This window comes from Streptomyces sp. NPDC001135, from assembly GCF_053598395.1.
This window is the reverse complement of sequence record NZ_JBSFKD010000058.1, coordinates 5,175-17,351: the sequence shown is the minus strand read 5'-3', so window position 1 is coordinate 17,351 and position 12,177 is coordinate 5,175. Positions and strand designations below refer to the sequence as shown.

Genomic DNA, 12,177 nt, shown 5'->3' with positions numbered 1-12,177 from the left:
ATGACCGAGTCGAAGCCGCGGCTTGAGGGCATCCTCCCGCTCTCTCCGCTCCAGCAGGGACTGCTGTTCCACGCCCAGTACGACACCCAGGGGCCGGACGCCTACACCATGCAGTTCGTCCTCGACATCGAGGGCGGCCTGGACACCGGGGCGCTGCGCGAGGCCTGCGCGGCCGTACTGCGCCGCCACCCCGGCCTGCGCGCCGCGTTCCGGTACCGCAAGAACGGCGAGCCCGTCCAGCTCATCCCGGCCGCGCTGAAGCCGGACTGGTCCGAGATCGACCTGTCGGACCTCCCGGCCGGCGAACGCGGCGCCGAGGCCGACCGGGTCGCCGCCGAGGACCGGGCCCGCCGCTTCGACACGGCGCGCCCCCCGCTCATCCGGTTCACTCTGATCTCCCTCGGCGACGGCGGCCACCGTTTCCTCTTCACCGCCCACCACATCCTGCTCGACGGCTGGTCCCGGGCCCTGCTCATCGGGGAACTCTTCGAGCTGTACGGGCTGATCAGGGCGGGCCGCGACGAGACCGCGCTGCCCGCGGTCGCCCCCTACCGCGACTATCTGGCCTGGGTGGCCGCCCAGGACCGCACGGCAGCCGAGCACGCCTGGCGGCAGGTGCTCGACGGCGTCGACGAACCGACCCTGCTCGCCGCGCCCGACCCCGCTCGCGAACCGGTCGCCCCCGGCCGCACCCGTGTGGAGCTCCCGGCGGACGAGACGGCCCGGCTGACCCGCTGGGCCCGCGAACGCGGCATCACCGTCAACACCGTCGTCCAGGCGGCCTGGGCGATCGTCCTCGGCCGGCTGACCGGCCGCGACGACGTGGTGTTCGGCGGCACGGTCTCCGGACGCCCGCCCACGCTCCCCGGCGTCGAGTCCATGATCGGGCTGTTCATCAACACGCTCCCGGTGCGGGTCGGGCTCGACCCGGCCGAGCCGGTCGGCGCGCTCCTGGACCGCCTCCAGGACCAGCAGGCCGCCCTCATGGACCACCAGTACCTCGGCCTCGCCGACATCCAACGGCTCACCCCGGTCGGCGGTGAACTCTTCGACACCCTGCTGGTGTTCGAGAACTACCCGGTGGACGCCGAAGGACTGCGCCGCTCGGCCGGCGGGCTCGGTGTCGTCGACGGCCGCAGCCACGAGGGCACCCACTACCCGCTCGGGCTCATGGTGCACGCCGGCACCACCCTGGCCCTCGACCTCAGCCACCGCCCCGACGTGTTCGACACGGCCGCCGCCGACGCCGTCGGCCAGAGCGTGCTGCGGGTGCTGAACGCCTTCGTCGGCGCCGAGCACACCCCCGTCGGACGCCTCGACCTGGCGACCACCGCGGAACGCACGCAGGTGCTGACCGCGTGGAACGACACCGCCCGCCCCGGCGCCCCCACCACGCTGCCCGACCTGTTCCGCGGGACCGCCGACCGGCACGCCGACGCCGTCGCCGTCGAACACGCCGGTACCCGGCTCACCTACCGGGACCTGGACGCGCGGTCGGCCCGCCTGGCCCGTCTGCTCCTCGCCCACGGCGCCGGCCCCGAACGGACCGTCGCGCTGGCGCTGCCCCGCTCCGCCGACCTCGTCGTGGCGCTCTGGGCGATCCTCCGGTCCGGCGCCGCCTACCTGCCCGTCGACGCCGGCTACCCCGCCGACCGCATCGCGCACATGCTCGCCGACGCCCGCCCCGCCCTCGTCCTCACGGACTCGGCCACCCGCCCCCGCCTGGCGTCCCCCACCGCGGACACCGACATCCCCGCGCTGCTCCTCGACGACCCCGGCACCACCGGCGCACTCGCCGGCCTGCCCGCCACCGACCTCACCGACGCGGAGCGCCCCGCGCCGCTGAGCCCGCTCACTCCCGCCTACGTGATCTACACCTCCGGCTCCACCGGCCGCCCCAAGGGCGTCGTCATGCCCGGCGGCGCCCTCGCCAACCTGATCGCCTGGCACGAGGACGAACTGCCCGGCGCGGCCGGGGTGCGCACCGCCCAGTTCACCGCGATCAGCTTCGACGTCTCCGCCCAGGAGATCCTGTCCGCCACCCTGTCCGGACGCACCCTCGTCATCCCCGACGAGGACACCCGCCGCGACCCCGCCGCCTTCGTGCGCTGGCTCGACGACCGGCGCATCGACGAGGTGTACGCCCCCAACCTGGTCATCGACGCCCTGTGCGAGGAGGCCGTCGGCCAGGGCCTGGAACTGCCCGCGCTGCGCCACCTCGCCCAGGCCGGCGAGGCCCTCGTCCCCGGCAAGCGCGTCCGGGACTTCCACCGCGGCACCGGCCGTCTGCTGCACAACCACTACGGCCCCACCGAGACCCACGTCGTCACCGCCACGACGCTGCCCGAGGACCCCGACCACTGGCCCGCCCGGCCCACCATCGGCCGCCCGATCCGCAACACGCGCACCTACGTCCTCGACAGCGCCCTGCGCCCCGTACCGCCCGGTGTCCCCGGCGAGCTGTACCTCGCGGGCGCCGGCCTGGCCCGCGGCTACCTGGGCCGGCCCGGACTGACCGGCGAGCGGTTCGTCGCCGACCCGTACGGTCCGCCCGGCACCCGCATGTACCGCACCGGCGACGTGGTCCGCTGGACCGCCGACGGCGAACTCGACTACCTCGGCCGCGCCGACCACCAGGTCAAGATCCGCGGCTTCCGCATCGAACTCGGCGAGATCGAGGCCGCCCTCGCCACGCACCCCGCGCTCGCCCAGGCCGCCGTCGTGGCCCGCGAGGACCGGCCCGGCATCCGGACCATCGCCGCCTACGTCGTCCCCGTGCCCGGCGCCGACCCGAGCGCCCGGGAACTGCGCGCCCACCTGACGGGCACGCTGCCCGACTACATGGTGCCCTCCGCCTTCGTCACCCTGGCCGAACTGCCTCTCACCCCCAACCGCAAGCTCGACCGCCGTGCCCTGCCCGTCCCGGACGGCGCCGCGGCCGAGGGCCGGCCGCCCCGCGACGCCCGCGAGGCCGAGCTGTGCCGGCTGTTCGCCGAGGTCCTCGGCCTCGAACGGGTCTCCGTCGACGACAGCTTCTTCGACCTGGGCGGCCACTCGCTGCTCGCCACCCGCCTCGTCAGCCGCATCCGTGCCGCGTTCGGCGCCGAACTGCCCGTCCGCGCCCTGTTCGAGGCCCCGACCGTGGCCGCCCTCACCGAACGCCTCACCACCGCCGGACGAGCCCGTACCCCGCTCACCGCCCGGGTCCGCCCGGACGAGATCCCGCTCTCGCCCGCCCAGCGCAGGCTGTGGTTCCTCGGCCGCTTCGAGGACGCCGGCGGGAACTACAACCTGCCGATGGCCCTGCGGCTCAGCGGTGATCTGCGCCTCGAGGCGCTGCGCGCCGCCCTGGGCGACGTCGTCGCCCGGCACGAGAGCCTGCGCACCGTCTTCCCCGAGACCGAAGGCCGCCCCCGCCAGCAGATCCTCGGCCCCGAGCAGGCCACGCCGCGGCTGCCCGTGATCGGGGTCGCGGAAGAGGAGCTGGACCACGCCCTCGCGGTCGCCGCGGCCAAGGAGTTCGACCTCACCTCCGAACCCCCGCTGCGCGCCCGCCTGTTCGCCCTCCAGGGCACCGAGTACGTACTGCTGCTGGTCCTGCACCACATCGCGGGCGACGGCTGGTCCATGGCTCCCCTCGCCCGTGACCTGGGCGCCGCCTACCGCGCCCGGTGCGCCGGCCACGCCCCCGACTGGCAGCCACTGCCGGTGCAGTACGCCGACTACACACTCTGGCAGCGCGAGGTCCTCGGCGACGAGGACGACCCGGCCGGCGAACTCGCCCGCCAGATCGCGTACTGGCGGCACACCCTGGACGGGCTCCCCGAAGAGCTGACCCTTCCCGTCGACCGGCCCCGCCCGCCCGAGATGACCTACCGGGGCGACACCGTCGACCTGAGCATCCCCTCCGACCTGCACCGCCGCCTCGCCGGCCTGGCCCGGGACCGGCAGGCCAGCGTCTTCATGGTGGCGCAGGCCGCCCTCGCCGCCCTGCTGCACCGCCTCGGCGCCGGTGACGACATCCCGCTCGGCACCCCGGTCGCGGGCCGCACCGACCAGGCACTGGACGACCTCGTCGGGTTCTTCGTCAACACGCTGGTGCTGCGCACCGACGTCTCCGGCGACCCCACCTTCGCCGAACTCGTCGACCGGGTCCGCGACACGGACCTGGCCGCCTACGCCCACCAGGACGTCCCCTTCGAACGACTCGTGGAACTCCTCAACCCCGAACGCTCCCTCGCCCGGCACCCCCTGTTCCAGGTGATGCTGTCCTTCCAGAACAACGCCGAGGCCCGCCTCGACCTGGACGGTGTGCGGGCCACCGGCCGCGCCATCGGCCTCAAGACCTCCGCCTTCGACCTGTCCGTCGTGCTCGCCGAACGGTTCACCGCCGACGGGACGCCCGACGGCATGGACGGCGGCATCGAATTCGCCACCGACCTCTTCGACCGGGAGACCGCCCAGGACCTGGCCGACCGCCTCGTGCGCCTGATCGACGACCTCACCGCCCACCCCGACCGCCCGCTGTCCGCCTCCGACCTGCTCACCGCGCAGGAACGCCGGCAGGTGCTCCACGAGTGGAACGACACCACCCGCGACCACCCCACCGGCACCCTCAGCGGCCTGTTCGAGGCACAGGCGGCCCGCACCCCGGACGCCACCGCCCTCGTCTTCCAGGACATCCGCCTCAGCTACGCCGCCCTCAACGCCTGGGCCAACCGGCTCGCCCGCCACCTGATCGCACAGGGCGTCCGCCCCGAGCGCACGGTCGCCGTCCGCCTCCCGCGGTCGGCCGAACACGTCGTCGCGCTCCTCGCCGTCCTCAAGGCGGGTGCCGTCTACCTGCCGGTCGACCCGGACTACCCGGCCGACCGCATCGCCCACATGCTCGAGGACGCCCGGCCCGCCGCCGAACTCGCCGACCTCGCCGAACTGCACGCCATCGACCGGGACGGCACCTGGTCCGGCGACGACCTCACCAGCGCGGAGCGCGGCGGGGCGCCCCACCCCGACAACGCCGCCTACGTCATCTACACCTCCGGCTCCACCGGCCGCCCCAAGGGTGTCACCGTCCAGCACCGCAGCGTCGTCAACCTCTTCCACGACCACTTCGGCCGGCTCTACGGCCCGATCATCGCGACCGCCGGCGACCGCAGGCTGCGCGCCGCCCTCGCCGCCTCGTTCTCCTTCGACGCGGCGATCGACCCGCTGCTGTGGATGCTCGCCGGGCACGAACTCCACCTCATCGACGACGAGGCCCGGCGCGACGCCTCCGCCCTGTACGCCTACATCCGGCGCACCGGCCGCATCGACCACTTCGACACCACCCCCGGCCACTTCCAGCAGCTCCACGAACTCGGGCTCACCGCCGACCCGGAGCTGCGCCCGCTGATCGTCAGCCTCGGTGCGGAACCCCTCGGCGAGGCCCTGCGCGGCGAACTCACCGGTCTCCCGGGGCAAGTCACCTTCAACCTGTACGGCCCCACCGAGACCACCGTCGACGCACTCGGCCAGCGCATCACCGACAGCGACCGGGTCCTGGTGGGCCGCCCGCTGGACAACTACCGGGCCTACGTCCTCGACGGCTCCCTGCGCCCCGTACCGCCCGGTGTCCCCGGCGAACTGCACCTCGCGGGCGCCGGCCTGGCCCGCGGCTACCTGGGCCGGCCGGGCCTGACCGCCGAACGGTTCGTCGCCGACCCCTACGGTCCGCCCGGCACCCGCATGTACCGCACCGGCGACCTGGCCCGCTGGACCAGGGACGGCCGCATCGACTGCCTGGGCCGCATCGACGACCAGGTCAAGATCCGCGGCTTCCGCATCGAACTCGGCGAGATCGCCACGGCGCTCGAGACCCACGAGGACATCGCGCAGGCCGCCGTCGTGGTCCGCGAGGACCGCCCCGGGGTCCGGGAACTCGTCGCCTACGCCGTGCCCGTCGCCGGCCGCCGGGTCCCCGCCGACGACACGCTGCGCCGCCGCCTCGGCGAACGCCTGCCCGACTACATGGTGCCCGCCGCCGTCGTCGCCCTCGACCGGCTGCCCGTCACCGTCAACGGCAAACTGGACCGCAAGGCCCTGCCCGCCCCGGCACCGCGCGCCGGCGGCGCCGGCCGCGCACCGCGCACCGCGCGCGAGCAGGCGTTGTGCGCCATCTACGCCGAGGTGCTCGGCCTGGAGAGCGTCTCCGCGGACGACAGCTTCTTCGACCTCGGCGGTCACTCACTGCTCGCCACCCGCGTCACCACCCGGGTCCGTTCCCGGCTCGGCGCCGAACTCCCGGTCCGTGCCCTCTTCGAGGCACCCACCCCCGCCGCGCTCGCCGAACGGATCGACGACGCCTGCGACACGCGTCCGCCGCTGACCGCCCGTCCCCGCCCCGAGGAGATCCCCCTCTCCCCCGCCCAGCGCCGCCTGTGGTTCCTGAACCGTTTCGAGGGGCCGAGCGCCACCTACAACATGCCCCTCGCCGTACGGCTCACCGGACCGCTGGACAGGACGGCCCTGGAAGCCGCCCTCGGCGATGTCGTGGCCCGCCACGAGAGCCTGCGCACGGTGTTCCCCGACACCGAGGCCCGGCCCCGCCAGCTGATCCTTCCCGCGGACACCGCCCGCCCGGCCCTCGCCCTGGTCCCGTACGACCCCGAGGCCCTCGGCGCGGAGACGGCCCGTGGCTTCGACCTGGCCGTCGAACCGCCCCTGCGCGCCACCCTGTTCCGCCGTGCCGACGACGACCACGTCCTGCTCCTCGTGGTGCACCACATCGCGGGGGACGGCTGGTCGATGGGCCCCCTGGCCCGTGACCTCGGTGAGGCCTACGCGGCACGGCAGGCCGGTACGGCACCGGCGTGGGAGCCGTTGCCGGTGCAGTACGCCGACTACACGCTGTGGCAGCGCGACGTCCTGGGCGACGAGGACGACCCGGTCGGAGAGATGTCACGCCAGGTCGACTACTGGCGCGGTGCTCTGGCCGAGCTGCCCGAGGAACTCGTACTCCCCGCGGACCGGCCGCGCCCGGCCCGGATGAGCTACCGCGGCGACACCGTCCCCTTCCACGTCCCCACCGAACTCCACGCCCGGCTCCAGGAGTTGGCGCGCACGACGGGCACCAGCCTGTTCATGGTGATCCAGGCCGGCCTGGCCACCCTGCTGCACCGCCTCGGCGCCGGCGACGACATCCCCGTCGGCAGCGTGATCGCGGGCCGCACGGACGAGGCGCTGGACGACCTCGTCGGGTTCTTCGTCAACACCCTGGTCCTGCGCACCGACCTGTCCGGTGATCCGACGTTCCGGGAACTGCTGGAGCGGGTGCGGGAGACGGACCTGGCGGCCTACGCCCACCAGGACGTCCCCTTCGAACGACTGGTCGAGGTCCTCAACCCCGAGCGGTCCATGGCCCGCCACCCTCTTTTCCAGGTGATGCTCGCCTTCCAGAACAACGCGGCGGCCACCCTCGACCTCGACGGCCTGCGGATCGCACCGGAGCCGATCACGTTCGACGCGGCGAAGTTCGACCTCTCCTTCCAGCTCGCCGAGTCGGAGGAGGGGCTGCACGGGAGTGTGGAGTTCGCCGTCGATCTGTTCGACCGGGTGTCGGTGGAGACACTGGCCGCACGGCTGGTCACGGTGCTGGAAACGATCGCGGCCGACCCGTCGGCGCACGTGGGAACCGTGGACATCCTGTCCGCGGACGAACGGTCACGACTGCTGGGCCCCTGGGCAGGCACGACCCACGAACTGGCACCCGTCACCTTCGCGGGCCTGTTCGAGGCCGCGGCAGACCGCAACCCCCAGGCACCCGCCCTGATCAACGGCGACCTCACCGTCACCTACGGCGAGTTGGAGACCCGGGCCAACCGGCTGGCGCACTGGCTGCGCGACCGGGGCGTGGGAACCGAGGACGTGGTGGCCCTCGTACTGCCACGCTCGGTCGACATCGTGGTAGCACAGCTGGCGGTGGTGAAGGCAGGCGCGGCATACCTGCCGATCGACCCCGACTACCCGCAAGAACGCATCGACTACATGCTCCACGACGCCCACCCGGCCCTGGTCCTGCGCGAACTCCCCTCTCTGAGCGACGAGGCGGACGGCTCACGGCTCGACGTACCCGTGCTGCCCGGTCACCCGGCGTATGTCATCTACACGTCCGGCTCGACGGGCCGCCCCAAGGGTGTCGTCGTCACGCACGCGGGTCTGGCGAGCTTCGCAGCCGCGGAACTGGAACGGTTCGCCGTCACCACGGACGCACGCGTCCTGCAGTTCGCCTCCCCCAGCTTCGACGCCTCGGTACTGGAACTGGTCATGGCCTTCGCCGCAGGCGCGCAACTGGTCGTCCCGCCCCCGGGCCCACTCGCCGGTGAAACCCTCGCCGACGTACTCACCTCCCAGCGCATCACCCACGCCCTGATCCCCCCGGCAGCCCTGGCCAGTGTCCCGGACGGTGAGTTCCCCCACTTCACCTCCCTCATCGTCGGCGGCGACGCCACCAGCGCCGAACTCGTCGACCGCTGGTCCCCCGGACGACGCATGACCAACGCCTACGGACCCACCGAGGCCACCGTCGCCGCAACGATGTCCGCACCACTCCGACCAGGCACCGGCGTCCCCACGATCGGCACCCCGATCGACAACACGCGCGTCTACGTCCTCGACGGCCGTCTACACCCCGTCGCACCAGGCGTCGCCGGCGAGCTGTACATCGCCGGCACCGGCCTGGCCCGCGGCTACCTGGGCCGCCCCGCACTCACCGCCGAACGGTTCGTCGCCGACCCCCACGGCCCCACCGGCACCCGCATGTACCGCACCGGCGACATCGTGCGCTGGAACCGCGACGGACAACTGGAGTACCTGGGCCGCTCCGACGACCAGGTCAAGGTCCGCGGCTTCCGCATCGAACTCGGCGAGATCGAGACCCTGCTCTCCACACACGAGAGCGTCGCACACCAGGCCGTCATCGTCCGCGAGGACCAGCCCGGCCTGAAACGCCTGGTCGCCTACACCGTCCCCACCACCGGACACACCATCGACACGGACACCCTGCGCGACCACATCGCCTCCACCCTGCCCGACTACATGGTGCCCTCCGCATTCATCCAGCTCGACGCACTCCCCCTGACCGTCAACGGCAAACTCGACCGCAAAGCCCTCCCCGCACCGGAACACACCAGCGCCGGCCGTGGGCCGCGCTCGGCGCAGGAGGAGGTGCTCTGCCAGTTGTTCGCCGAGGTGCTGAAGGTGGAGCGGGTCGGGATCGACGACAGCTTCTTCGAGCTCGGCGGTGACAGCATCACGTCCCTGCAACTGGTCAGCCGTATCCGTTCGGTGCTCGGCGTCAAGCTCAGCAACCGGGGCGTCTTCGAGACGCCGACGGTGGCGCAGCTCGTGGACAAGCTCGGCACGGGCCAGGACAGCGACGGGTTCGAAGTGCTGCTGCCCCTGCGCACCGGCGGCGAGCGTCACCCGCTGTTCTGTGTGCACGGCGCGGGCGGGCTCAGCTGGCCGTACTCCACACTGCTTCAGCACATCGGCGCCGAGTTCCCGGTCTACGGCCTGCAGGCCCGCGGGCTGGACGGCCGGGGCGACATCCACACCAGCGTGGAGGAGATGGCCGCCGACTACGTGGCGCGCATCCGCACGGTGCAGCCGACCGGCCCGTACCACCTCGTCGGCTGGTCCTTCGGCGCGCTGGTGGCACACGAGATCGCCACCCTGCTGACCGAGGCCGGTGAGCGGGTGGCGCTGCTGGCCAACCTGGACCAGACGCCGTACGACGAGTCGTGGAAGGACGACGACTACGTGCCGCCGACGGAGCGGGACATCCTCGAGACCCTGCTCGACTTCGTCGGCTACGACCTGGCCGAACTGCGCCGGGAGCCGCTCGACCACGCGCGGGCCATGCAGCTGATCCGGGCCAAGGACAGTGCGCTGGGCAGCCTGGAGGAGGGGCACATCACGGCGTTCATGAAGGTCGGTATCAACAACCACGAGCTCAGCGCCCACTACCGGCCGCGACGCTTCGACGGCGAGCTGCTGCTGTTCGTGTCGACGGTCGGCACCGACGACCCGGTGGGCAAGACGGCCCGCTCCGTGGCCGCCTGGCGGCCGCACGTGTCCGGTGCGGTCACCACGCACCCGGTCGACGCCCACCACGGGCACCTGCTCCAGCCGGCGCCCGCCGCCGAGATCGCCCGGGTGATCCGGGAGCGGCTCGCCCGTCTCTCGGAGGCGACCGCCGAACCGGGCCGGCCGTGAGCGGCGCCCGCACCCCCCGTACCGCAAGCAGTCCCGTACCCGTTCCGTACCCAGAAGGAGTGGCCGTCATGGAAACGGCAATATCGGCGGAAGGCCTCCGCAAGCGTTATGGCGACCACCAGGCGCTGAACGGCATCGACCTGTCCGTGCCCGCGGGCACCGTCCTCGGTGTGCTCGGCCCGAACGGCGCCGGCAAGACGACGACCGTGCGGATCCTCGCGACCCTGCTGTCGCCCGACGAGGGGCGGGCCACCGTCGCCGGGTACGACCTGGCCACCCAGCCCCGCGAGGTACGGGCCAGCATCGGCCTGACCGGCCAGTACGCGGCGGTCGACGAGCGTCTCACCGGCCGGGAGAACCTCCAGCTCATCGGGGTGCTGCTGCACCTGGGCCGGCGCGGGGCGCGGCAGCGCGCGACGGAACTGCTGGAGAAGTTCGACCTGGTGGAAGCCGCCGATCGCCCGGCGAAGACGTACTCCGGCGGTATGCGGCGCCGGCTCGACCTCGCGGCGAGCCTCGTGGCCCGTCCGCCGGTGCTGTTCCTGGACGAGCCGACGACGGGCCTGGACCTCACCAGCAGGCTCGCCCTGTGGGACATGATCCGCGAGCAGGTCGACAACGGCGTGACCGTGCTGCTCACCACCCAGTACCTGGAGGAGGCCGACCAGTTGGCCGACCGGATCGCGGTCATCGACCGCGGGGTGGTCATCGCCGACGGGACCCCCGACGAGCTGAAGCGCGAGGTCGGTGGTGAGCGGCTGCAGGTGTCCGTGGCCGACCGGGCCGAACTGGCGGCCGTCGCCCGCTGCCTGGCCGGCGTCGCGCCGGCCGAACCGGTCGTCGACGAGGAGGGCCGTACCGTCTCCGTGCCGCTGACCGGCGGGATGCGCACCATCGCCGCCGCGGCCGCCGGTCTGCAGGCGCTCGGGGTCGAGCCGGAGGACTTCGCGGTGCACCGTTCCTCGCTGGACGACGTCTTCCTCGCCCTGACCGGCAGGCACGACCGCACCGAACCGGCGGGCACGGCCGACGGCTCCGCCGGGCAGTCCCCGTCCCACGCGACCAAGGAGAAGCAGACCGTATGACCGAGGCACTGAGCGACTCGTTCGCACTCGTGGGCCGTCAGATGCGGCACATCCGGCGGATGCCGGAACAGCTCCTCGGCATCACGGTGATGCCGGTGGCGTTCGTGGTCGTCTTCGGATACCTCTTCGGCAGCGCGATGCGGGTGCCGGGCCAGGGCGGCTACAAGGAGTACATCATGGCGGGCATCTTCGCCCAGGTGATGCTCGCCAACATCACCACGACCGCGGTGGGGGTGGTCGGCGACCTGAACAACGGTCTGGTGGACCGGTTCCGGGCGCTGCCGATCTCCCGCTCGGCGGTGCTGGTGGGACGGACCGTGGCGGACGCCGTGATGGTCGCCTGGACCTGCGCCGTGATGGCGGCCGTCGGCTGCCTCATCGGCTGGCGGGCGCACAACGGTGTGCTGCAGACGCTCGCCGGGTTCGGGCTGCTCCTGCTCATGGGCTTCGCCATGTCGTGGCTGGGCGCCCTGATCGGGCTGACGCTGCGCAACGCGGAGGCCGTCAGCGCGCTCGCCGGTGTCGTCATGATGCCGCTGGCGTTCCTGTCCAACGCGTTCGTGCCGCTGGACGGCCTGCCGGGCTGGCTGCGTGCCGTGGCCGAGTGGAACCCGGTCAGCGCCGTGGTCTCCGCCAGCAGGGACCTGTTCGGCAACGAGCGGGGCGACACCAGCGGTGCGTTCCCGGCGCAGCACCCCATCCCGAGTGCCCTGGTGGTCCTTGTGCTGCTGATCGCGGTCACCGTGCCGCTGGCCGGGCGCGCCTACCAGAAGGCCGCCGCCCAGCGCTGACCCGTGCGGTACGGCCGCGGGGGCGCCGCCCGCCCGCGGGGGGGGGGCGC

Annotated in this window: 3 protein-coding genes; all 3 read left to right on the top strand. The window is 73.1% G+C overall.

Annotation, left to right across the window (positions count from 1 at the left end; translation table 11 throughout):
* The 3 genes from ACWC94_RS40665 (at nucleotide 1) to ACWC94_RS40655 (ending at nucleotide 12,127) form a co-directional block, all read left to right on the top strand.
* Entirely contained in the window at nucleotides 1-10,251 is a 10,251-nt protein-coding gene (locus tag ACWC94_RS40665; protein WP_450802612.1) for an amino acid adenylation domain-containing protein, read from the top strand.
* A gap of 68 nt (nucleotides 10,252-10,319) precedes the next feature.
* The gene (locus ACWC94_RS40660) at nucleotides 10,320-11,336 is read left to right on the top strand and encodes an ATP-binding cassette domain-containing protein (RefSeq protein WP_450802610.1); all 1,017 of its coding nucleotides are present in this window, start codon (nucleotides 10,320-10,322) and stop codon (nucleotides 11,334-11,336) included.
* On the top strand, nucleotides 11,333-12,127 hold the full coding sequence (locus ACWC94_RS40655; RefSeq protein WP_450802609.1) for an ABC transporter permease: 795 nt from the start codon (nucleotides 11,333-11,335) through the stop codon (nucleotides 12,125-12,127). The genes ACWC94_RS40660 and ACWC94_RS40655 overlap by 4 nt, the downstream gene beginning before the upstream one ends.
* Nucleotides 12,128-12,177 lie beyond the last annotated feature (50 nt).

Coding starts and splice junctions, on each gene's coding strand:
- ACWC94_RS40665 (WP_450802612.1), top strand. CDS start 1: ATGACCGAGTCGAAGCCGCGGCTTGAGGGCATCCTCCCGCTCTCTCCG.
- ACWC94_RS40655 (WP_450802609.1), top strand. CDS start 11,333: ATGACCGAGGCACTGAGCGACTCGTTCGCACTCGTGGGCCGTCAGATG.
- ACWC94_RS40660 (WP_450802610.1), top strand. CDS start 10,320: ATGGAAACGGCAATATCGGCGGAAGGCCTCCGCAAGCGTTATGGCGAC.